At 62.5% G+C, this 20,480-nt stretch carries 22 protein-coding genes and 1 pseudogene; 10 read left to right on the top strand and 13 right to left on the bottom strand.

Annotated elements, in window-relative coordinates:
* Positions 1-25 precede the first annotated feature (25 nt).
* From AC3WP7_RS13580 to AC3WP7_RS13590, 3 genes and pseudogenes are all read left to right on the top strand, one after another.
* The gene (locus AC3WP7_RS13580) at positions 26-1,441 is read left to right on the top strand and encodes a purine-cytosine permease family protein (protein ID WP_092245328.1); all 1,416 of its coding nucleotides are present in this window, start codon (positions 26-28) and stop codon (positions 1,439-1,441) included.
* A gap of 238 nt (positions 1,442-1,679) precedes the next feature.
* Entirely contained in the window at positions 1,680-2,171 is a 492-nt protein-coding gene (locus AC3WP7_RS13585) for a GNAT family N-acetyltransferase (RefSeq protein WP_092245325.1), read from the top strand.
* 37 nt (positions 2,172-2,208) lie between these two features.
* Positions 2,209-2,355 (top strand): annotated as a pseudogene (locus AC3WP7_RS13590) (GNAT family N-acetyltransferase); the annotation flags it as partial.
* 4 nt (positions 2,356-2,359) lie between these two features.
* On the opposite strand, the gene AC3WP7_RS13595 reads toward AC3WP7_RS13590, so the two are convergent.
* The gene (locus AC3WP7_RS13595; protein WP_102593104.1) at positions 2,360-3,565 is read right to left on the bottom strand and encodes a TPM domain-containing protein; all 1,206 of its coding nucleotides are present in this window, start codon (positions 3,563-3,565) and stop codon (positions 2,360-2,362) included.
* Positions 3,566-3,693: 128 nt separating this feature from the next.
* On the opposite strand from AC3WP7_RS13595, the gene AC3WP7_RS13600 reads away from it, so the two are divergent.
* Both AC3WP7_RS13600 and AC3WP7_RS13605 read left to right on the top strand, forming a co-directional pair.
* On the top strand, positions 3,694-4,509 hold the full coding sequence (locus AC3WP7_RS13600; RefSeq protein WP_093123575.1) for an alpha/beta fold hydrolase: 816 nt from the start codon (positions 3,694-3,696) through the stop codon (positions 4,507-4,509).
* Positions 4,499-5,641, top strand: coding sequence for a PAS domain-containing sensor histidine kinase (locus AC3WP7_RS13605; RefSeq protein WP_102593119.1), 1,143 nt, complete (start codon positions 4,499-4,501; stop codon positions 5,639-5,641). The genes AC3WP7_RS13600 and AC3WP7_RS13605 overlap by 11 nt, the downstream gene beginning before the upstream one ends.
* On the opposite strand, the gene dapF is transcribed toward AC3WP7_RS13605, so the two are convergent.
* Positions 5,629-6,432 carry a diaminopimelate epimerase gene (gene dapF, locus AC3WP7_RS13610; protein ID WP_093512679.1) on the bottom strand — a complete coding sequence of 268 codons (804 nt, stop codon included), beginning with the start codon at positions 6,430-6,432 and terminating at the stop codon, positions 5,629-5,631. The genes AC3WP7_RS13605 and dapF overlap by 13 nt on opposite strands.
* Positions 6,433-6,505: 73 nt before the next feature.
* Here dapF and AC3WP7_RS13615 point away from each other — a divergent pair, with 73 nt between their 5' ends.
* Positions 6,506-7,048 (top strand): P-loop nucleotide/nucleoside kinase family protein, encoded by a 543-nt coding sequence (locus AC3WP7_RS13615; protein WP_092245314.1) that lies wholly within the window; start codon positions 6,506-6,508, stop codon positions 7,046-7,048.
* A 135-nt stretch (positions 7,049-7,183) separates the two neighbouring features.
* Here the strand turns inward: AC3WP7_RS13615 and AC3WP7_RS13620 are convergent, their stop codons facing one another.
* The gene (locus AC3WP7_RS13620; RefSeq protein WP_093123581.1) at positions 7,184-8,779 is read right to left on the bottom strand and encodes a L,D-transpeptidase family protein; all 1,596 of its coding nucleotides are present in this window, start codon (positions 8,777-8,779) and stop codon (positions 7,184-7,186) included.
* 40 nt (positions 8,780-8,819) lie between these two features.
* Between AC3WP7_RS13620 and AC3WP7_RS13625 the strand changes: the two genes are divergently transcribed.
* Positions 8,820-9,533, top strand: coding sequence for a murein L,D-transpeptidase catalytic domain family protein (locus tag AC3WP7_RS13625; RefSeq protein ID WP_071491735.1), 714 nt, complete (start codon positions 8,820-8,822; stop codon positions 9,531-9,533).
* A gap of 28 nt (positions 9,534-9,561) precedes the next feature.
* The gene (locus AC3WP7_RS13630; protein WP_102593105.1) at positions 9,562-10,308 is read left to right on the top strand and encodes a creatininase family protein; all 747 of its coding nucleotides are present in this window, start codon (positions 9,562-9,564) and stop codon (positions 10,306-10,308) included.
* A 131-nt stretch (positions 10,309-10,439) separates the two neighbouring features.
* Here AC3WP7_RS13630 and AC3WP7_RS13635 read toward each other — a convergent pair whose 3' ends face one another.
* Positions 10,440-10,781, bottom strand: a complete 342-nt coding sequence (locus AC3WP7_RS13635) for a hypothetical protein (protein WP_093123587.1) — start codon at positions 10,779-10,781, stop codon at positions 10,440-10,442.
* A gap of 34 nt (positions 10,782-10,815) precedes the next feature.
* Positions 10,816-11,460 (bottom strand): ATPase, encoded by a 645-nt coding sequence (locus tag AC3WP7_RS13640; protein WP_102593106.1) that lies wholly within the window; start codon positions 11,458-11,460, stop codon positions 10,816-10,818.
* A 131-nt stretch (positions 11,461-11,591) separates the two neighbouring features.
* Here AC3WP7_RS13640 and AC3WP7_RS13645 point away from each other — a divergent pair, with 131 nt between their 5' ends.
* The gene (locus AC3WP7_RS13645) at positions 11,592-11,855 is read left to right on the top strand and encodes a hypothetical protein (RefSeq protein ID WP_071491739.1); all 264 of its coding nucleotides are present in this window, start codon (positions 11,592-11,594) and stop codon (positions 11,853-11,855) included.
* Here AC3WP7_RS13645 and AC3WP7_RS13650 read toward each other — a convergent pair.
* From AC3WP7_RS13650 to AC3WP7_RS13670, 5 genes are all read right to left on the bottom strand, one after another.
* On the bottom strand, positions 11,832-12,665 hold the full coding sequence (locus AC3WP7_RS13650; protein WP_092245299.1) for an amidohydrolase family protein: 834 nt from the start codon (positions 12,663-12,665) through the stop codon (positions 11,832-11,834). The two genes, AC3WP7_RS13645 and AC3WP7_RS13650, sit on opposite strands and share 24 nt — an antisense overlap.
* A 27-nt stretch (positions 12,666-12,692) precedes the next feature.
* Positions 12,693-13,973: an MFS transporter gene (locus AC3WP7_RS13655; protein WP_102593107.1), complete on the bottom strand. Its 1,281-nt coding sequence runs from the start codon at positions 13,971-13,973 to the stop codon at positions 12,693-12,695.
* 98 nt (positions 13,974-14,071) lie between these two features.
* Positions 14,072-14,803, bottom strand: a complete 732-nt coding sequence (locus tag AC3WP7_RS13660; RefSeq protein WP_102593108.1) for a GntR family transcriptional regulator — start codon at positions 14,801-14,803, stop codon at positions 14,072-14,074.
* Positions 14,804-14,913: 110 nt separating this feature from the next.
* On the bottom strand, positions 14,914-15,531 hold the full coding sequence (yfcF, locus tag AC3WP7_RS13665) for a glutathione transferase (RefSeq protein ID WP_102593109.1): 618 nt from the start codon (positions 15,529-15,531) through the stop codon (positions 14,914-14,916).
* 97 nt (positions 15,532-15,628) lie between these two features.
* The gene (locus tag AC3WP7_RS13670; RefSeq protein ID WP_102593110.1) at positions 15,629-16,165 is read right to left on the bottom strand and encodes a DUF924 family protein; all 537 of its coding nucleotides are present in this window, start codon (positions 16,163-16,165) and stop codon (positions 15,629-15,631) included.
* 93 nt (positions 16,166-16,258) lie between these two features.
* Here AC3WP7_RS13670 and AC3WP7_RS13675 point away from each other — a divergent pair, with 93 nt between their 5' ends.
* The gene (locus tag AC3WP7_RS13675; protein ID WP_092245284.1) at positions 16,259-17,413 is read left to right on the top strand and encodes an acetyltransferase domain-containing protein; all 1,155 of its coding nucleotides are present in this window, start codon (positions 16,259-16,261) and stop codon (positions 17,411-17,413) included.
* 39 nt (positions 17,414-17,452) lie between these two features.
* Here the strand turns inward: AC3WP7_RS13675 and AC3WP7_RS13680 are convergent, their stop codons facing one another.
* The 3 genes from AC3WP7_RS13680 to AC3WP7_RS13690 form a co-directional block, all read right to left on the bottom strand.
* Positions 17,453-18,061, bottom strand: coding sequence for a LysE family translocator (locus tag AC3WP7_RS13680; RefSeq protein WP_092245281.1), 609 nt, complete (start codon positions 18,059-18,061; stop codon positions 17,453-17,455).
* A gap of 249 nt (positions 18,062-18,310) precedes the next feature.
* The gene (locus tag AC3WP7_RS13685; RefSeq protein ID WP_102593111.1) at positions 18,311-19,630 is read right to left on the bottom strand and encodes an OprD family porin; all 1,320 of its coding nucleotides are present in this window, start codon (positions 19,628-19,630) and stop codon (positions 18,311-18,313) included.
* 7 nt (positions 19,631-19,637) lie between these two features.
* Positions 19,638-20,471 carry a phosphodiesterase gene (locus tag AC3WP7_RS13690; RefSeq protein WP_102593112.1) on the bottom strand — a complete coding sequence of 278 codons (834 nt, stop codon included), beginning with the start codon at positions 20,469-20,471 and terminating at the stop codon, positions 19,638-19,640.
* Positions 20,472-20,480 lie beyond the last annotated feature (9 nt).

Here is a 20,480-nt window from a genome sequence, read left to right on the forward strand (position 1 = left end):
TACTCACCTTGCCTTGGAGCTCGTCATGGTTACCACTGCAACATCCTCCGCCCCGCTTATCGAAAAACACACGATTGGATACGTGCCCCCGGAAGACCGCCATGGAAAGGTCAGAGACCTGTTCACCCTGTGGTTCGGCGGCAACATCGCACCGTTGCCGATCGTCACGGGGGCGCTGGGGGTGCAACTGTTCCACCTCAACCTGCTCTGGGGCATCGTCGCGATCCTCGTCGGCCACTTGGTCGGCGGCGTGTTGATGGCGTTGCACTCGGCCCAGGGCCCGCAGATGGGCATCCCGCAAATGATCCAGAGCCGTGCCCAGTTCGGCTCACTCGGTGCCCTGCTGGTGGTGGTGATTGCCGGCGTCATGTACATCGGCTTTTTCGCCTCCAATATCGTGCTGGCGGGCAAGTCCCTGCACGGCGTGGTCGACGCCGTGCCCGTGCCGGTGGGCATCGTGATCGGCGCCATCGGCTCCGGCATCATCGGCATCATCGGCTACCGCTTCATCCACGTGCTCAACCGCATCGGCACCTGGGTGCTGGGCGCCGGGATCGTGCTGGGGTTCGGCTACATCTTCACCCATGTACAGACCACCGACTTCCTGACCCGCGGTGAATTCAACATATCCGGTTGGCTGGCAACGGTGTCCCTGGCGGCGCTGTGGCAAATCGCATTTGCGCCCTACGTCTCCGACTACTCGCGCTACCTGCCGGCCGACGTGCCCGTAGCGTCGACGTTCTGGACCACCTACCTCGGCTCGGCCCTGGGCTCCAGCCTGTCGTTCATCTTCGGCGCCGTCGCCGTACTCGCCACCCCGGTCGGCATGGACACCATGGACGCCGTCAAACTCGCCACCGGTGCCATCGGCCCGTTGATGCTGGTGCTGTTTCTGCTCAGCGTGATCAGCCACAACGCGCTCAACTTGTATGGTGCGGTGCTGTCGATCATCACCCTGGTGCAGACCTTTGCGTACCGCTGGATTCCCACCGCCAAAAGCCGCGCGGTGATCTCGATCCTGGTGCTGGGGGCCTGTGCGATTGCGGCGGTGTTTGCCTCCAAGGACTTCATCGGCCACTTCGTCGACATGGTGCTGGTGCTGCTGGTGGTGTTGGTGCCGTGGACAGCGATCAACCTGATCGACTTCTACGCGATCCACAAAGGCCAGTACGACATTGCCTCGATCTTCCGCGTGGATGGCGGGATCTATGGCCGATACAACCCACAGGCACTGCTGGCCTACGCAGTGGGGATCGTGGTGCAGATTCCGTTCATGAACACGCCGCTGTATGTGGGGCCGATTTCGGCACACATCAACGGGGCGGACCTGTCCTGGGTGGTGGGGTTGGTGGTGACGTCGCCGTTGTACTTCTGGTTGGCGAGTCGGGACAGTGCGTATAAGCGCCGGATGGACGGAGGGAAGTTGGTGGGTGGGGTTTGATGCACTCCCTGTGAGCTGAGTGATGAAGTCATTGTGGCGAGCGGGCTTGCCCCGCGTTGGGCTGCGCAGCGGCCCCAGTAAGGTTGAATGCGGTGTGCCAGGCAGGTCTCCTGTGCTGAATTTGGGGCTGCTTCGCAGCCCAACGCGGGGCAAGCCCGCTCGCCACAGGGGATCTGTGTCGCTCGGGTCGATGTTTGTCTATCATGTGGCCTCTCGCTAAACGCCTCAGGAAACGCCCATGCCCGCCCTCACCTTGCGCAACGCCCTCCCCGCCGACGCCGCCCGCTGCTTTGAAATCGAGATCGGCGCCTACGAAGGCGACGAAGCCGCCACCCTGGAAAAGATCGGCACGCGTATTGCGCAATACCCGCAAGGCTTTCTGATCCTGGAAGCGGCTGGCGAAGTGGTGGGTTTCATCAACTGCGGCTGCGCCCACCACGTGGTGATGTCGGACGACGCGTTCAAGGAGTTGGTAGGCCATTCGGCCGACGCACCGAATGTGGTGATCATGTCGGTGGTGGTCGACCCGGCGCACCAGGGCAAGGGCTATTCGAAAATACTGATGACCGAATTTGTGCAGCGCATGCGCGGCATGGGCAAGCAGACAATTCACCTGATGTGCAAGGAGCAACACGTGCCGCTGTATGAGCGCATGGGCTACCAGTATGTGCAGCCGTCGCCATCGGATCACGGTGGCATGGCGTGGCATGAAATGGTCATGGCGCTCTAGAGATGAACGCACCGCACATTGAAATCAGCGACCAACCCGACGCCGAGCGCGTCGCAATGCTGTGCTGTACACCCTGAGCTTTCAAGCACCAGGGTTTTACGAGAAGCATGGCTGGGTGCGCTTTGGTGAGATTCCATGCGAACCGGACGGCAGCAGCCGGGTGTTTCTGTCTAAATCGCTGTGATGTTTCACCAGCTCCCTGAGGCACCGCCGCCGCCACTGGAACCACCGCCGCCCGATGAACTGCTGCTGGAACTGGACCGGGAGCTGCCGGAGCTGGAACCGGAACCTCCGCCCGACCCCGAGCCGCCCTCGGAAATACTCTGGATAAACACAATAAACGCCACGATCGTCGCAGCCGGTATCGCCACTATCCAGCCTTGGTAACCCTGCCCCAGCAACATCCCCACGGCCACATAGACCGCCAGCACCACCAACACACGCAGGATGAAAAAGCGTGGGCGTTTTTTCCAGGATTCACGGATGACGAAAAACAGCCCCACGTACAATCCCAGCACCAAGGCGCTGCCAAACGGCCACACCAGCCAATGGACGAAGTTGACCTCGACGAAGTGGTTCGCGACCAGCACCGCGACGATGTACGCCAGCAGTCCCAACACGCTGTAAAACACCCCACGCGCCAACCACAATGCGCCGAATGTGGCGCCGCCGATCAGCAACGTCAGCGGCACTACAAACAGGTACATCGGCCAATCGCGCCCGCCGCCATAGATCGCCAGAAGCGCTGTCACTACCGCGGTGGCAATCAACGCGCGGCGCCAATGCAGCTTGCCGGCGGCGATGAGCACACCGCCGATGGCTCCGATGACAAACGCCAGCAGTATCGCAATGAACTGTGGATTGAGCCCCGGCGCCGCAATCGCGGGCAGGTCACCGCCGTCGACCAGCACCACCAGATCGTTCACGCCCTGGGAGACACCGCCCGCGAAATCGCCCTGGCGAAACGCTGGCGTGATGTGTTCTTCGATGATGCGATGGGCCAGCAGGTCGGTCACCGTGCCTTCCAGGCCGTAGCCCACTTCGATACGCACCTTGCGATCGTCCTTGGCCACCACCAGCAGGATGCCGTCGTTGATGTCCTTGCGCCCCAGCTTCCAGGCACGGAACAGCTGGTTGGCGTAGTCCTCGATACTCGCGCCGCCAGTGGTGGGCACCAGCAGCACCGCAATTTGCGCGCCTTTGCGCTGTTCAAGGTCGGCGAGCTGGTTTTTCATACGGGTGGCGGTGGCAGCGTCCAGGGTGTTGGTGAGGTCGATCACCCGCTGGTCGAGGGCCACGCCGATGGGCGAATCCTCCGCATGGGCGGTGCTCAACAGGCCGATGAGCACCAGCGCCACCAGGCCCAGGATCGATTGCCGCAAAATCGCCATCATGCTTTGTTACCCGAAGTTTCTTCCTGAAGGCGCCGACTTTACCTTATCAACGCTATAACGCGTGACCCCACGGCGTTGACTATCTAAACTGCGCACATACATAGCAATACGCCATAACCGAGAAGCCCATGGATCTACGTCAGCGCAACAACGTCAATGTGATGGGCACCGGCGCGTCGACTTTGGTGTTCTCCCATGGTTTTGGCTGCAACCAGGCCATGTGGAACTACCTGGCACCGCATTTCCTCGAGCGTTTTCGTGTGGTCCTGTACGACCTCGTCGGCGCAGGCCTGTCGGACCTGAGCGCGTACGACAAAGACAAATACAGCACGCTGGACGGCTATGCCCGGGACCTCAATCAGATCATCGACGCCCATGCCGCAGGCCCGGTGATTCTGGTGGGTCACTCGGTCAGCGCGATGATCGGCACCCTCGCCGACCGCCAGGCACCGGGACGGATCGCCGCTCACGTGATGATCGGCCCGTCGCCGCGCTATATCGATGAAGACGGCTATATCGGCGGTTTCAAGCGTAGCGATATCGAAGACCTGCTCGACACCCTCGACAGCAACTACCTCGGCTGGTCCAGCGCCATGGCCCCGGTGATCATGGGCGCGCCTGATCAGCCCGCGCTGGGCGAAGAGCTGACCAAGAGTTTCTGCCGCACCGAGCCGGATATCGCCAAGCAATTCGCACGGGTGACGTTCATGTCGGACAACCGTCAGGATGTGATCGACCTGGCCACCCCGGTGCTGATCCTGCAATCGACCGACGACCTGATCGCACCGGTGGCTGTCGGCGAATACCTGCACAGCGTGTTGCCCAACAGCACCTATCACCTAGTGGATAACGTCGGCCATTGCCCGCACATGAGCGCGCCCCAGGCTTGCGCGGTGGCCATGGACAGCTTCCTTGCGCCGTGGGCAACTGCACGTGCCAGCTGATCTATTCGATAGCGCCGCTTGCGCACTGGCCGTCACCTCGGAAGATGGCACCTTGGTGCAAACCAACGCACGCTTCAGCGAATGGCTGGGGTTCAGTGCCGCCGAGCTGTGCGGCAAGCGCTTCCAGGACCTGCTGACCATGGGCGGCCGGATTTTCCACCAGACCCACCTGGCGCCCATGTTGCGCATGCATGGGAGCATCACCGAAGTGAAGCTGGACATGCTGCACCGTGACGGCCACAAGATCACCGTGCTGCTCAACGGCAACAAGCGCGAGCAGGCCGACGCTACGGTGTACGACCTGGCTCTGTTCGGCACCACCGACCGCGACAAGTACGAACGAGAGCTGCTCAACGCACGCAACCTGGCCGAAGCCCTGCTGCAGGAAAAAACCGCCACCGAACTGGCCTTGCAGCAAGCCCAGGCCGAACTGCGCGAGGCCTATGCCATCGCCCAGCGCCGCGCACTGTTCGCCGAGCAGATGGTGGCGATTGTCAGCCATGACCTGAAAAACCCGCTCACCGCCATCCGCATGGCCTCCGACTTTCTCAGCCGCAGCGAACGCACGGCCAAGGAGCGCCAGTTGCTGGGGCACATCGGCCAGTCGTCCGAACGCGCCCAACGCATGATCGCCGACCTGCTGGACTTCACCCAGGCCCGGGTCGGCCAGGGCATCTCCATCAAGGCCCTGCCGTTGGACTTGCATGGCGTGATTCATCGCACCGTGGACGAACTGCGCGTGGCGTTTCCCAAGGCGACGTTGGAACATCACGCAGAAGGCCATGGCGACGCCTGCCTGGACGCCGACCGCGTGCAGCAGATCATCGGCAACCTGGTGGCCAACAGCGTGGCCTATGGCGACCTGCAACGGCCGATCCGGATTACCTCACGCCTGGGCGTTGGCGGCTGCGAAGTGGCGGTACACAACCACGGCGCGGCCATTCCCGAAGCGTTGCTGGCCGGGCTGTTCGAGCCCATGACCCGAGCTACCGACCAGGGCAGTGATGTGCGCAGCGTGGGCCTGGGCCTGTATATCGTGCGCGAGTTGGCCAAGGTGCACGGCGGGGATGTGGCGGTGAGTTCCTGCGCCACCGGCGGCACCACCTTCACCGTGACGTTTCAGAACACGTAGGCGCTGCCTTGCATCACCGGCTCGACACTGCCGGTCAGCACCACACCGCCCTCACCCGCCCAGTGCACGGTCACGATGCCGCCGTCGCACTCCACCTGCACCGTGGCATCCAGCAACCCGCGCCGGATCCCATTGACCACCGCGCCGCAGCAGCACGAGCCGGAGCCCAGCGGCACGCCGCCGCCACGCTCCCAGATGCGCAGGCGGATACGGCCACGGTCCAGCACCTGCACGAAATGCACATTGGTCTTGTCCGGGAACAACCGATGTTTTTCCAGTGCAGGGCCCACGGCGGCGACCTCGATCGTGGTGAGGTCATCCACGAAAAACGTACAGTGCGGATTGCCCATGCTGCACGCGGCCGGTTCGCCCTCGATAGGCAGAACAAGCGTATCCATGGCCCCGGCCAGCGGCACTGCATGCCAGTCCAGCGACGGCTCGCCCATGTTCACCGAGACTTGCCGCCCGGGGGCACGTACGCAGGTCAGCAGGCCCCGGTCGGTACGCAACAGCACCGAATCCGTAGCGGCCTCATGCATCAAGCGATCAGCCACGCCACGGGTCGCGCTGCCGCAGGTGGCCAGCGGCGTACCGTTGGGGTTCCAGAACTTGATGCGCGCAGCGGCGTCATCGCAGTCGAGTACCACGGCAAGCTGGTTGAAACCGATACCGGTGTGACGGTCGCCCAGGCGGCGGGCGATCTGCGCGGTGATGGGGTCGTGCAAGCCACGGCGGTCGATGATGATGAAGTCATCGCCATGGGCGTGCATTTTCACGAACGGCAAAAGCATCGGTTGTCCTGTGGTCGACCTGTGGGGGAACTGAAGGATACTCTGAACCGGCCCACTCTTATGAGACCCACCTATGCTAATTGTCTTCAGTGGCCTGCCCGGCACCGGCAAAACCACGATTGCCCGCGAACTCGCACGCCAGACCGCGGCGGTTTACCTGCGTATCGACTTGATTGAACAGGCTATACGCGAGGCCGGTGTGCTGGCAGGGGACGTGGGTGCCAGCGGTTATGGCGTGGCGAATGCACTGGCGCTGAGCAGTCTGCAACTGGGCCACACCGTGGTGGCGGACTGCGTAAATCCGGTCAGGGAAAGCCGGCAAGCGTGGAAGGCCGTCGCTGCAGCAGCAAAGGTGGCATTACTGAATGTTCGGGTGATCTGCTCAGACCAGCAGGAACATCAACGACGGGTGGAAACCCGCACGGGGGATATTCCCGGCCTGGTTCCGCCCTCCTGGGCGTCTGTGTTGGCGCATGAGTATGAGGTTTGGGATGAAGTGCCCTTGACGCTCGATACCGCCTGCATGACACCGGAGCAAGCCGTGACAACAACGATGGCGAACCTCACCTCTGTGGCGAGCGGGCTTGCCCCGCGTTGGGGCGCGAAGCGGCCCTGAAACCAGGCAATGCGTTCTGACAGGGGAAATGCAGGGGCTTACCGGGGCTGCTGCGCAGCCCAACGCGGGGCAAGCCCGCTCGCCACAACAAGCCCGCTCGCCACAACAGGCCCGCTCGCCACGAGGTTGAGCCGCCTACAACACGCTGCCCATCGCCTTCATCAACACCAGGTCCCGCCCATAGATATCCGGCGCGTACACCAACCCGCCCTCACGGTTGACCTCAACCGTCCAGTAACTCAACAACACCGGCACCGGCGTGGCCAGCCTGAATTCGTGGGTCACGCCGGTGGCCAGCAGTTCATCGGTGCGCGCGCGTTCGGCCGGGCTCACCAGCAGATCGCGCAGGAGCAGCGGTTGCTCGACCCGCACACACCCCGAACTGAACGCCCGTGGCCCTTTGGTGAACAGCGGCTGGCTCGGCGTGTCGTGCAGGTACACCGAGTACGGGTTGGGAAAGCGCATCACGATCTTGCCCAGCGGGTTGCGCGGGCCAGCTTCCTGGCGCAGCAGGATGTTGCCCGGGCGCGCCCAGTCGATCTGTTCCGGCGCCAGCGGGTGGCCTTCGGCATCGAGCACTTGCAGGTTCTGTTGGCGCAGGTATTCAGGGTTGAGGCGGATGGCCGGGAGTTTGTCCTCGCGCATGATGGTGGGCGGGATGGTCCACGTGGGGTTGAGGGTCAGCCGGGTAATACGCGATTTGAGCAATGGCGTCTGGCGCTCGGCGCGGCCCACTTGCAGGCGGGTCTGCCACACCGGGATGCCGCTCTGGTACACGCTCAATTGCGCAGCCGCGACGTTGACCAGCACGCCCTCGGGCTCCAGGTCCTGGGCCAGCCAGCGGAAGCGTTCGAGGTTGATGCGCAGTTGCTCGCGACGGATCGCCGGGCTGATATTGAGCTCGGCCACCGTACCGGCGCCGATCACGCCGTCGGCCTGCAACGAATGACTCAGCTGGAAGGCCTTGACCGCCTTGACCAACTCGTCACCGTACTGCCTGCCGCCGGGGGCCTTGGCCAGGTAACCTCCGCCGATCAGGCGCCGCGCCAGTTCCGGTACGCGCGGGTCGTCCATCCCGGGGCGCAACAGCGGGCCGTTGGCGACCGGGTCCCAATGCGGCAATGGCTGCTGGCGCACAGTGGCATAGGCATTGCGCAGGCTGCGGTAGAGGTCCGCGCTGGGGCGTGCCTGATCGAACGCCTGGGCCATGTCTTGCAGGCCGGTGGCGGCAAACGCCAGCACTTCAATATTGGGGTCGCGGGTCGGCGGCTGGGAATGCCACAGCGGCTCGAAGCGCGATTGCTGCAGGCGCCCGTAGTGCAAATCCTGCAGGGCTTGCAGGTAGTGCTGGCTGCTGGCGATGTCGCTGCACAGCACGTTGGCCGTGGCATCTGGCGCAGGCAGGCTATAGTGGGTGGGGTCCAGGCCGTCATCGGCAAGCATCAGCAACTGAGATTGCAGGGCTTGCCGGCGCTCGTCGGCGGACCACAGTGGCCCATTACCCTGCTGCTGGTAGAACGCTTGCAGACGCAGTTGGGCAGCCGCGTCAATCTGCGGCACCAGGCCGGGGCAGACGCTCGGCAATTGCGCCAAGGCCTGCTGCACGGGTGCCAGGTCGACCGGTGCGGGCGTGGTCACCGGCAACGGCTCGACCGGCAGCGCATCGGCTGTCGCGACCAATGGTGCAACGAGCAGGCAAATGCTCAAGTAACATGCGTGTTTTTTGAACAATTGACCTGGCTCCAATCCACAGCGGGGGGATACTTTGTAGATGCTGACTTTCATGCGCCGCCTCGGCTTGATGACCGTGACGTTGGCCACGCTGAGCAATTTCGCTCTCGCCGCCAATCAGACCTCGCCTAACTTGTATAGCAGCCTGGCGCGCTCGGCTCCAGAACTCAATCCCACTGTACTCAAAAGCGCCCTGAACGCGGTGCAGTGCGCAGTCAATAACGGCGAAGAGCGCTCCGAACGCCTGGCGGTCATTGACTACTCCCAGCCTTCCACCGCCCGTCGGCTGTGGATCTTCGATTTGCGCAAGAAGACCCTGGTACTGCGCGACCTGGTGGCCCACGGCGCCAAGTCCGGGGAAAACTTCGCCACCCAGTTTTCCAACCTGGAAGGCAGCCACCAGTCCAGCCTGGGTCTGTTCCGCACCCAGGAAAGCTACCTGGGCACCCACGGTTACTCGTTGCGCATGGACGGCCTGGAGCCGGGTTTCAACGATCAGGCCCGCGACCGCGCCATTGTGATCCACGCCGCCGACTATGTAAGCCCCCTGTGGAGCAAGCGTGAAGGTCGTATCGGTCGCAGCCAGGGTTGCCCGGCCGTGCGCCCGCAGGTAGCCCGCCAGGTAGTGGACAAGCTCAAGGATGGGCAGTTCATGTTTTCGTGGTACCCCGACCAGCGTTGGTTGAAGTCTTCGACCTACCTCAATTGCAAACCCCAACAGGTGGCGAGTAGCCGTACAATCCGTGGCGGATAGCCTGTCCCCCTAGATAAGAGAGCGCCGCATGCTTCTACATAAGTCCACCTGGATCGAGATCGGGCAGTTTCTGGAACGCAGCCGCACGGTGGTGATTCCCATCGGCTCCAACGAGCAGCACGGCCCCACCGGCCTGCTCGGCACCGACTGGATGTGCCCGGAAATCATCGCCCATGAGGCGCAAAAGAGCGCCGACATCCTGATCGGCCCGACCTTCAATATCGGCATGGCCCAGCATCACCTGGGGTTTCCCGGCACCATTTCCCTGCGCCCGTCCACCTTTATCGCCGCGATTGGCGACTGGGTGCGTTCGCTGGCCGGGCATGGTTTCGAGAAGATTCTGTTTCTGAACGGCCATGGCGGCAATATCGCCACGATTGAAGCGGCGTTTTCCGAGCTGTACGCCGAAGCAAGCTTCGCCCGCCGCCCCGCCGGGTTTGCGTTGAAGCTGGTGAACTGGTGGGACCTGGAAGGCGTGACCGACCTGGCCCAGCGCCAGTTCCCGGTGGGCCATGGCAGCCATGCCACGCCGTCGGAGATTGCGGTTACCCAATGGGCCTACCCGGACGCGATCAAGACCGCCGACTACTCGCCGCAAATCGCCAACACCGGGCCGATCCGCGAAGCCCTGGACTTCCGCGCGCGCTTCCCGGATGGGCGCATGGGCTCGGACCCGGCGCTGGCGACGGTGGAAAAAGGTGGTGAATTGGTGGCGTTGGCCGCGCAGGGGTTGGTCAAGACAGTGAACAGCTTCAGCAACGAAGCCAAACCTTAAGCCCTACGCAAATCCAATTGTGGGAGGGGGCTTGCCCCCGATAGCAGTATGGCAGTCACAGATGTATTGACTGATCCACCGCTATCGGGGGCAAGCCCCCTCCCACATGTGGTTTTATGTATGGCCTGGGATTACTGGCAGTCCTTTGCCGCCAGCTCAAGCCGCGACGGCGTAATCGTCGACGCCAACGGCTTGCGCTCATACAAGAACACCTTGGCGCCCTCTCCGGCCTTGTAGGCTTCCAGCACATCATCGGCGGCTATCTTGCTGGTCAGCACCACTTTGGCGTGACGCGAGTTCTGGGTGACGGTCGAAGTGATCCCGTGCTTTTCCAGCTTGGGCAGCACGCACTGCACATAGGCTTGCGGGCTCTTGCCGGTTTGCAGGGTCAGGCTCGGGGCGTTGGGGGCGGTTACACAACCAGCCAACAACAGGGAAGCAATGGCCAAGGCCGGGGCGAAAAAAGCGCGCATGAAAAATTCCTGACTATAAAAATAAAGGTTCACATCAACCGGCACGGACCAACGCTTTGAGCGACGCATCGAACTGCTTCAAGGCATCGAGTTGCACATCACGCTGCTGCTCGATCTGCGCGGCAATCTCCGGCGCGGCCTTGTCATGTACCCACACCGATGGCACCTGCTTGTGCACCGAGCCTTCGGCCTTGGCGATGTACTGCAGGTTCGCGTCGTAGAACCGCGCGATAAAACGCGCCTCCACCACATCGTTACGCTGGGTCAGCAGTTGGTTATGGGTATCGAGCATCACCACCACATCGGGGTGCGCCTGCACCAGGGCGTCCAGGTTGTCGTAGACCGTTACCGACAAAAAGGTGCCTTGCAGCGAGTTCATCAACCAATCGATGGCCAGTTCCGGGTCGGAACTGTTGACGAACGCCTGGCGGATACGTCCGTCGAGGGCATCCTTGGCGCCATTCAAGGCCATATCGTGGTAGCGTTCGAGGTAGCTGAGGTTGTCGCGGGTGTTGTCGCTCAACAACACACCCACTGACTGCGCGTGCTGCAGGGAGTCTACGCTACCGATGATAGGTAGCAAATGGCTGGTATGCAGATCATCGGCGATTGCCGCGTTGTTGATGACCACCGTGCCAAGCATCAGAGCCATCAAAGCCACCTGAATAAACGTCCTCATCGCGCATTTCCTTGAACAGCGTCTCGATGGGGCGATTTTCCGCTTTTCCTGCAAAAACAGAACTTGCGATGCTTGATGGTGACTATTATCTGAACCGATAGTGCTGACATAAAACCTATAAGGACAACGCCATGAAGCCCTACCAGAAAACCTTCGACCGCATCCGCGAAGCCGTACTACCGGAGTTCCGCGAACGGGTCGCCGATTACCTGGTCGACTATGAACACGTGCTGCAGGACGAGGCGGCGGACGCGGATCGGATCAGCGCCAGTGCCCAGCAACTGCGCGGCTACCTGCGCGGCCTGAACACCACGCGGGTACTGGGCATGGCCGACTGGGAGGAGCTGGACCGTCGTGTGAAAGAGGATTGGCTACGGGTGGTCGAAGCCGAATAACGCGCGAGGCGTATCGATCAGCAAGGCCTGCGCGACCGGTGTCGACCAGCCCAGGGCTTGGCGTTGCTCGATCACCGTGGGGTAGTCGACTGACGTTTCATGCTGGGTGTGCGGCCAGTCACTGCCCCACACCAAGCGGTGCAGACCGAAACTCTGCTGCAGCAACGGCATGGCCTGGCGGGCGAACTCAAGGTTCTGCGCCGGGCTGCCGCCCAGGCGATAGATCCCCGAGACTTTCAACCACAACTGGCCGCTGAGGCCCAAGTCCAGCAACTCGGCAAAATCGCGCTGGGCGACGCCGAGTCGTGCATCCGGCCGGCCAAAATGGTCGACCACCAGCTTGATCCCGAACGGCAGCAACTGGCGCACCAATTGCGGCAGGTCGGCTACCTCGCGGTGCAATTCCACATGCCAGCCCAGGGCGACAAGGTGCTCGAAAAAAACCTTCCAGCCGGGCTCGGCAAAGTCCGGCAGCGCCCGGCCCACCAGGTTCAAGCGCACGCCAACCACGCCTGCGCGGGCCATCGCCTGTAAAGCGTCGTGCGGGATATCCCGCTCCAGCACCACCACGCCGCGCAACTGATCCGGGGCTTGCTGCAAAGCGGCCAACAGATAGCCGTTGTCGGTGCCCAGGAAACTGGGCTGTACCAGCACACCGTGGCTCAGGCCATTGGCGTGCAAGTGGCCGAGGTAGTCCGCCAGCGTGGCGTCGTAGCCTGGGGTGTAGCGACGCTCACCGGCCAGGGTCAGCGCCTGGCTGAACACATGGGCGTGGGCGTCGATGCCGGTGATGGAACGGTTATCAAGCATGGGGTCGTCTTTCAAAAGTAAAAAGGATCAGGGCTGGGCGCGCTGGCCGGTCACGACGCGCTCGGCGGGTGCCGCTTCCAGCACACGGCCACGGGTTTCCGGCAGGCACAGCGCGGCGATCACCGCGACGCCGTAGGCGATCCCGGCATCGATGCCGATGGCCGAGCCGAGGGACATCGAGTCGCTCATATGCCCCACCAGGAAGGGAAACACCGCCGACAGCACGCGCCCGAAGTTGTAGCAAAAGCCCACGCCGGCGCCGCGCACATCCGCCGGGTACAACTCGTTGAACAACGCCCCCAGGCTGGCCGGGATACCGGCGGCGAAAAAGCCCAGCGGGAAGCCAAGGAACAGCATCTGCGTATTGCTCAGCGGCAGGAACACATAGGCCTGCACGGTGATCACGCAGCACAGCGCAAACAGCACGATGTTCTTGCGGCGACCAATGCGGTCGATCAGCCAACCACTGGCGACGCAGCCACACCAGAAGGCAAAGATGATCACCGCCAGGTAGCCGCCCGAGTTGAGTACCGACAGGTTGCGCTCGGTCTTGAGAAAGGTCGGCAGCCAGGTCATCACCGCATGGTAACCACCGTGGGCACCCAGGCCCAGCAGGCCGCCGAACAGCGTGACGCGGATCAGCTCAGGGCGAAAGATGCCCGCCAGCGACTTGAAGAAACTCTGGGGAATCGCCTGTTCCTTTTGCAGGCGCTGAAAGCTGTCGGGTTCTTCAACGTTACGCCGCACCCAGATAATCAGGAACGACGGCAGCAGGCCCACCACGAACATCACCCGCCAGGCCATGTCCTGGGGCACAAACGAATAGATCAGCGCAAACACCCCGACCGCCACGCCCCAGCCCACGGCCCAGGCGCTCTGCACGGTGCCCATCACCTTGCCGCGATATTTCGGGTTGATGGTCTCGGCCATCAACACCGCGCCCGCCGCCCATTCACCACCGATGCCGAAGCCTTGCAGCGCCTTGACGATCAGCAGTTGGTGGAAGCCAGTGACGAACGCCGACAAAAACGTGAAGAACGAGAACCACAGGATCATCCACTGCAACGTGCGCACCCGGCCGTAGCGGTCGGACAAGGTACCGCCGACCCAACCTCCGATGGCCGAGGTCACCAGCGTGACGCCGCTGATCAGCCCCGCATCGCCCTTGCTCAAGGCGAAGGCCGCGATGAGTGCCGGGATCGCCAGGCCGAACATCTGCACTTCCAATGCATCCAGGGACCAGCCGCCGAAGCAGGCCCAGAACGTTTTGCGCTCCCGAGGAGTGACTTGGCGATACCAACTGAACATGATTTTTATCCTTATAGGTCAAACGCGAGGCAGCCGGGCGCGAACCGCGCCACAGCCGGGCCAGTGTTGGGCAAACAGTTAACGGTGCGGATGTGCGGTCAGCGAATGTCCACGCGGTAGCGGAAGTGTTCGGCATGCCCACGGGAGCGTCGCCACTCCAGGGGCTGGCCGGCGTAGTCGCGGGCCAGGCGCTCGATCACCACCACCGGGCTGTTGACCGGTACTTGCAGCAAGCGCGCGTACACCGCGTTGACCGATTCGGCCGTGAGGGTTTCCTCGGCCGAGGCCACCACCTGCCCGCAGACACTCTCATACACCGGATACAGCAACGGGCCTTGCACGGCCAGGTCGATGTCGAGCAGCGCCTGGAAGCGTGCGCGCGGCAGCCAGATTTCTTCGGCGAGCAGCGGCTGCACGTCAAACAGACGGGTCCGGACGATGCGGATCACTTGGGCTTCGGGGGCCAGGCCCAGCGCCTCGCTGACCGCCGACGGCGCGGCCACGGACTCGACCGTGAGGATGCGGCTTTGCGGCACCTGACGCTCGCCCGACGGGCCTTGAAAACGGAAAAAGCGAAACAGCGACGACTGGAATTGCGGGCGGCGCACAAAGGTGCCACGGCCCTGCTGACGCTCCAGAATGCCCTCGCTGACCAGTGCATCCACGGCCTTGCGCACGGTACCGGTCGACAGCGCGTACTCGGCGGACAACACCGCTTCGGTGGGAATCGCTTCGCCGGGGCGCCAGCGATTGTTGGCGATCTGCTCGATCAGCTGGTCGCGCAAGCGTTGGTAAAGCGGCAGGCGGGCATCACTGGACAGCGTATTCATGGGGTCACATTCACTTTGTTATGTAGTCATATATATGAATATGACCAGAGTATTCTTCCGCCGGGTGATGCCTGTCAAGCGCCTCACCGCAGACGGAAGATGAATGGTGGTCACTGCGCCGGGCGTTGTTGCTGCACCCACGCCTGCACGGAGGGCCGCTGCCACTGGCGTCGGGCGTATGCCACCAACTCGGCAGGCACGCTGTCACCGTTGAGGATCAGGCGATTGAGCATCACCGCCAGGTCCACATCAGCGATGCACCACTCACCGAACAAGTACGGCGGATTACCCGCCAACAGCGCCTGGGCCGCACTGATCAACTTCGTTGCCGCCGCTTGAGCCACAGGCGACAGTGCGGGCATCTTCTGCCCATAGAACACCACCATCGTCGAGCGCTCCTGACGGATCGGCAGCAAATCGCTGCGCAGCCATGCCTGGACCTGCCGCGCCCTCGCCCGCTGTTTTGGATCGGCCGGATACACCGGCGCTTCAGGGTAGGCCTGCTCCAGGTACTCGGTGATCGCCGACGACTCCGACAAGGCGAAGTCGCCCTCCAGCAAGGTCGGTACGCGTTGGGTCAGGGACAGTTGGGCAAAGTCGGCCGCGTGCTGCTGCGCGGCATCCAGGTCCAGGGTAACCGTGTCGAACGCCAGGCCTTTTTCGCGCAGGGTCACGAACACCGACATGGCGTAGGGGCTGGTGTACAGATGATCCACATACAGGCGCATAACGATTCTCCTTGAGGGGGAACACCACGCTACGAGATGCGCCACAAGAAAGACAATGCGCTGTTTTTATGGGGGCATTCCTGGGTGGAATACCGGGTTAACCGGCAAATCCGCCCTCGTCCAGAAAGGCACGTTCCTCATCCGTGGTCTCACGCGCCAACACCTCGTTTCGATGGGGAAAACGCCCGAATTGCTCGATGATGCGCGCGTGCTCCTTGGCCCAATGGTAGGTGTTGGCATCCAGTTGCCGGTTCAGGTCCAGGGAGCGCTGTTGATCGGCCGGGTCTTCCGAATGCTCGAACGGCAGGTAGCAGAACGCACGCAATGCCGGTTCGACCTGCCGGTCCAGCCCGGCGTCCACCATGCGCCGCGCATACAGCCGCGCCAACGGGTCGGTGGCGAACATATGGGCGGTGCCACGGAAGGCATTGCGCGGGTACTGGTCGAGCAGGATCAGCAACGCCAGGGCACCGTGCGCCGAGTCCAGCCAGCTTTCCAACTCACGCCGGGCGGCTTGCAGATGCGCGCTGTGGAAAGTGTCGCGGAAGCTGGCGTCGAAAGCAGCGTCCTTGGCAAACCAGCGCTTGGGGCCGGCGTGTTGCCAGAAGTCGATGACATCCTGCGGCGTCGTCATGGTGAGTACCTGGAAAAATGATTTAGCTGACGGTATCAGAATCCAATGTTATAGGATAACGCTCCCTTGCCACCTTGCCCTGCGATCACGCCCATGACCGACGCTGTTCCCCTGCGCCAACGCTTGCTTTCCATCGACGCCCTGCGCGGCCTGGTGATCCTGTTCATGCTCCTCGACCATGTGCGCGAAACCTTCCTGCTGCACCGCCAGGTCAGCGACCCGATGGCCATCGACAGCACCGAGCCCGCACTGTTTGCCAGCCGCACCCTCGCCCATCTGTGCGCGCCCGTGTTTGTGTTGCTCACCGGGCTGTCGGCCTGGCTCTACGGCCAGAAGTACCAGGGCCGTCGCGATGTGTCGGTGTTCCTGTTCAAGCGTGGGCTGTTCCTGGTGGTGCTGGAGTTCACCCTGGTCAACTTTGCCTGGACCTTCCAGTTGCCGCCCAGCGTGATCTACCTGCAGGTGATCTGGGCTATCGGCGTGAGCATGCTCGCCCTGGCGGCACTGGTGTGGTTGCCGCGCCCGCTGGTGGTCGTGTTGGCGCTGCTGATCATTGGCGGGCATAACCTGCTGGATGGGCTGCACTTCGAGGCCGGTTCGGCACTGCATATTCCGTGGACAATCCTGCATGAGCGCAGTTGGATCGAAGTGGGCGAGTCGCTGCGCCTGCGCGTCACTTATCCGGTGCTACCGTGGATCGGCGTGATCGCCCTGGGCTACAGCCTCGGCCCCTGGTTTGCCAAAGACATGCAGCCGGCGCAGCGCCAGCGTTATCTGTGGCTGGGCGGTGCAAGTGCATTGATAGGGTTCGTGGTAGTGCGAGCGGTCAATGGGTATGGCGAAAAACCATGGCAAGCCTATGACAACGGCGTGCAAACCCTGATGAGCTTTTTCAACATCACCAAGTACCCGCCTTCGCTGCTGTTTCTGGCGCTGACGCTGGGGATTGGGCTACTGCTGTTGCTGGCGTTCGAGAAGGCGGGAAGCAAGCGCTGGATCAGCATGCTCGCCACCTTCGGTGCAGCGCCTATGTTCTTCTATCTGCTGCACCTGTACGTGCTGAAAATCCTCTACGTCACGTGTGTGGCACTGTTTGGCCTGAATCACGGCAACTACTTCGGCTTCGACGGCATGGGCGCCATTTGGCTGGTGGCGTTGCTGCTGCCGCTGGCGCTGTACGCGCCGGTACATTGGTTCGCCGGGCTCAAGGCCCGGCGCCGCGACCTGGTCTGGCTCAAGTACCTGTAGAAACTCGATCTATGCGTGAGTCGAGGTGACAAGATCCATTCATGTTGCGACCAGATGCGCATAAAACGCGTGAAACATGAAATACGCACACACCGCCAGTGCCAGCCCCATGCACCGGTTGAACACGGTGAACGCCGACGTCCCGTTGATCCGCCGCCCCAGCACCGCCCCCAGCAGCGCATAGACCCACGGCGCGCCGAACGCCCCGAAGGCCAGGACCGCCGAGACCACGGCAATGGACGCCCCGGTGATATGCGCCGCCGGCAGCATCACACTGGTGATCGGCAACACGGCCATGATGCCCTTGGGGTTGAGCAACTGGATCACCAGGCCATTCCAGAACGTAAGGGTTCTGACGGGTGCCGATGAGGCGCTTTCATCCACCACCGTGCGTGCGGTGAACACTTGATAGGCCAGGTACAGCGTGTACACACCGCCGACCAACGAGATATACGGCAACGCGGCCTGGGAGATGATCGCCTCGCCGGTGTAGCCGAACAGCACGAACAACACCAGCATCGCGCAGCCCACGCCAATGAAGAATCCAGTGGAGCGGCGGAACTGACCGGTGAGCCCGGCGTTGAGGCCCATGAAATTCACGGGACCGGGGCTGTACATGACGCTGAAGGCGTAGAGGAAGATGTCCATGGAAACCCTGCAGTAGAAGAAGTCGAGCGAGTCTACTGAGGAGGGTCGGGGCGTATCTTGTACGTTTGTGGTCGGCCCGTACCTATCCATTACCCACACTTGAATCACAAAAACACTCACATGAGCACGCTGAACTGCTGCCTGGCACGACCGATGGCGAACCCCTGCGTTTTATCGACTGGTGGCCAGGGGCTTGACGTGGTGAGCGGGCTTGCCCCTCACCACAGGTTGGTGCTTTCCTCAAACCGCTTACATCAACGGAATCGAATAACTCACGAACACCCGATTCTGATCCTGGTCCCGCGCCACTTCACTGCGCGACACACCGTTGCGCCAGCCGAACCCGACGTTCTTGAACGTGCCGCTCTGCACCACGTAATCCAGCGAGATATCGCGCTCCCACTCGCTGGCATCGTTGCCGCTGGCAGTGAGAATGTGCTCGCCCTTCAAGTACATCACCGACACCTTCAGGCCCGGCACACCAAGCGAGGCGAAGTCATAGGCGTATTGGGCAAAGGCCGTGCGTTCGCCGGCCTGGATGAAGGTCTGCACGGTACGGTCGGTGTAGAGGTACAGGCTGGAACCGCCCTCCCCTTTGTTGACCAGGCCGCCCTGGTTGAGTTGAGCGAAGTTGCTGTCATCCGAGACTTGCTGGTAACCGGCGGTAACCGCGTGCGGGCCCAGGGAGTAGATGAACGCTGCGCTCCAGGTGTTGTTGTCGATTTCACCCGTGCCGTTCTTGGTATAGCCGCCGAGCTTGTAGCCTTCGGCACGGCCGGCGACGCTGCTGTTCTTGCCGTCGGAGCTGGTCTTGAAGTAGCGCAGGTCGGTTTTCAAGGAGCCGTAGTCGCCCAGCGGCAATACATGGATCAAACCGGCGAAGTGCTGTTGGTAATAGTCTTCGAGGTTGGCGTAGTAGTACTGGACCAGCAGGTCCTTGGTCACCTGGTAATCGGCACCGGCGTAGTTGAATTTATTGCTTTCCTGGGTGCCACCGGCCGCCGCCAGGCCGCTGCGGTCGCTGGAACCACGGCCGGTGGTGTGCTGCAGTTGGCCGCCGATCAGGGTCAGGTTATCGATGTCCTTGCTGGTGATCTGCCCGCCTTCGAACGACTGCGGCAACAGGCGCCCGTCGTTGCTCACCAGGATCGGCAGGTTCGGGCGCAGGTAGCCGTAGCGCAGTTCGCTCTTGGCGAAACGCGCCTTGGCCGTCGCGCCGCCACGGGCCCAGGTGTCGGCGGCCTTGCCGTCGTCGGTGGGGATCATCGAACTGCCCACATGACGGCCGGCGCCACTGTCGAGGGTGACGCCGAGCATGCCCACGGCATCCAGGCCGAAGCCGACAGTGCCGTCGGTAAAGCCCGACTGGTAGTTGAGGATAAATGCCTGGCCCCACTCTTCGGTCTTCGACGGTGCGGCGGCGCCGTCACGGTTGTCGTTGTTGAAGTAGAAGTTGCGCAGGCTCAAGTTGGCTTTGCTGTCACTCAGAAAATCAGCCGAGGCCAGGGGGCTCAGGGCAATGCCCAGGCCGCCGGTCAATACGCTTAACACATGCAAAGTGGCTTTCATCACAACCTCAGTCAATTAATCCATGGGCGTCATAGAACGGATACGGCCCCGGGTACTCCCCGAACACGCCGTTGTGGCTGATCAAACCCTGCTGCACGCCCCAGCGATGCAACAGATAGCCCGCCGGCTCCAGGTTGAAATGCGCGGGCGCCGCTTCTTGCAAATCCAGCACGATCTGGTGGGAGGTGCCGGGGCACACACAACTCAGGCTGCCACCGAAACGCCGCTGCATCGGCCGGTGCAGATGGCCGCACAGCAAGCGCTCCACTTGCGGATGGCGGGCAACGACTTGCTCCAGGGCGCCGGCATTGATGAAGGGTTCGCGGTCCATGTGGCCGATGCCAGTGATGAACGGCGGGTGATGCAGGATCAGCAGCGTCGGTGCATCCGGGCGCAACCCCAGTTGCTCGTCCAGCCAGTGCAATTGGCTATCGAGCAACTGGCCGCCGTGGCCGCCAGGAATGGTCGAGTCGAGGCCGATCAGACGCAGCGGATGATCGTCGACCACCCAGTCCAGCGGGCCCTCGGCAGACAATGGTAAATACGCGTGATCACGGAACGCCTCCAGCAACGGCCCACGGCTGTCGTGATTGCCCGGCACCAGGTAGCACGGCATGTGCAGGCGCGCGAGCTCGGGGTGCAGCACGGCGTATTCATCGGCGCGGCCGAAGTCCACCAGGTCACCGCTGATGACCACGATATCGGGCCGTGGGTGGCTGGCGTTCAAGTGGTCGACGGCGCGGCGCAGGGCGCCTAACGTATCGACAACCCCGTAAGTGAGACGCTGGCCGGCTTTAAGGTGCAGGTCGCTGATCTGCGCGACGAGAAACGGACGATTCACGATAGAGTC

Source organism: Pseudomonas sp. FW305-3-2-15-C-LB1, assembly GCF_058787615.1.

Excerpts from the sequence above, each read along its gene's own strand:
- AC3WP7_RS13580 (WP_092245328.1), top strand. The coding sequence starts at position 26 with ATGGTTACCACTGCAACATCCTCCGCCCCGCTTATCGAAAAACACACG.
- AC3WP7_RS13585 (WP_092245325.1), top strand. The coding sequence starts at position 1,680 with ATGCCCGCCCTCACCTTGCGCAACGCCCTCCCCGCCGACGCCGCCCGC.
- AC3WP7_RS13595 (WP_102593104.1), bottom strand. The coding sequence starts at position 3,565 with ATGATGGCGATTTTGCGGCAATCGATCCTGGGCCTGGTGGCGCTGGTG.
- AC3WP7_RS13600 (WP_093123575.1), top strand. The coding sequence starts at position 3,694 with ATGGATCTACGTCAGCGCAACAACGTCAATGTGATGGGCACCGGCGCG.
- dapF (WP_093512679.1), bottom strand. The coding sequence starts at position 6,432 with ATGCTTTTGCCGTTCGTGAAAATGCACGCCCATGGCGATGACTTCATC.
- AC3WP7_RS13615 (WP_092245314.1), top strand. The coding sequence starts at position 6,506 with ATGCTAATTGTCTTCAGTGGCCTGCCCGGCACCGGCAAAACCACGATT.
- AC3WP7_RS13625 (WP_071491735.1), top strand. The coding sequence starts at position 8,820 with ATGCTGACTTTCATGCGCCGCCTCGGCTTGATGACCGTGACGTTGGCC.
- AC3WP7_RS13630 (WP_102593105.1), top strand. The coding sequence starts at position 9,562 with ATGCTTCTACATAAGTCCACCTGGATCGAGATCGGGCAGTTTCTGGAA.
- AC3WP7_RS13635 (WP_093123587.1), bottom strand. The coding sequence starts at position 10,781 with ATGCGCGCTTTTTTCGCCCCGGCCTTGGCCATTGCTTCCCTGTTGTTG.
- AC3WP7_RS13640 (WP_102593106.1), bottom strand. The coding sequence starts at position 11,460 with ATGAGGACGTTTATTCAGGTGGCTTTGATGGCTCTGATGCTTGGCACG.
- AC3WP7_RS13645 (WP_071491739.1), top strand. The coding sequence starts at position 11,592 with ATGAAGCCCTACCAGAAAACCTTCGACCGCATCCGCGAAGCCGTACTA.
- AC3WP7_RS13650 (WP_092245299.1), bottom strand. The coding sequence starts at position 12,665 with ATGCTTGATAACCGTTCCATCACCGGCATCGACGCCCACGCCCATGTG.
- AC3WP7_RS13655 (WP_102593107.1), bottom strand. The coding sequence starts at position 13,973 with ATGTTCAGTTGGTATCGCCAAGTCACTCCTCGGGAGCGCAAAACGTTC.
- AC3WP7_RS13660 (WP_102593108.1), bottom strand. The coding sequence starts at position 14,803 with ATGAATACGCTGTCCAGTGATGCCCGCCTGCCGCTTTACCAACGCTTG.
- yfcF (WP_102593109.1), bottom strand. The coding sequence starts at position 15,531 with ATGCGCCTGTATGTGGATCATCTGTACACCAGCCCCTACGCCATGTCG.
- AC3WP7_RS13670 (WP_102593110.1), bottom strand. The coding sequence starts at position 16,165 with ATGACGACGCCGCAGGATGTCATCGACTTCTGGCAACACGCCGGCCCC.
- AC3WP7_RS13675 (WP_092245284.1), top strand. The coding sequence starts at position 16,259 with ATGACCGACGCTGTTCCCCTGCGCCAACGCTTGCTTTCCATCGACGCC.
- AC3WP7_RS13680 (WP_092245281.1), bottom strand. The coding sequence starts at position 18,061 with ATGGACATCTTCCTCTACGCCTTCAGCGTCATGTACAGCCCCGGTCCC.
- AC3WP7_RS13685 (WP_102593111.1), bottom strand. The coding sequence starts at position 19,630 with ATGAAAGCCACTTTGCATGTGTTAAGCGTATTGACCGGCGGCCTGGGC.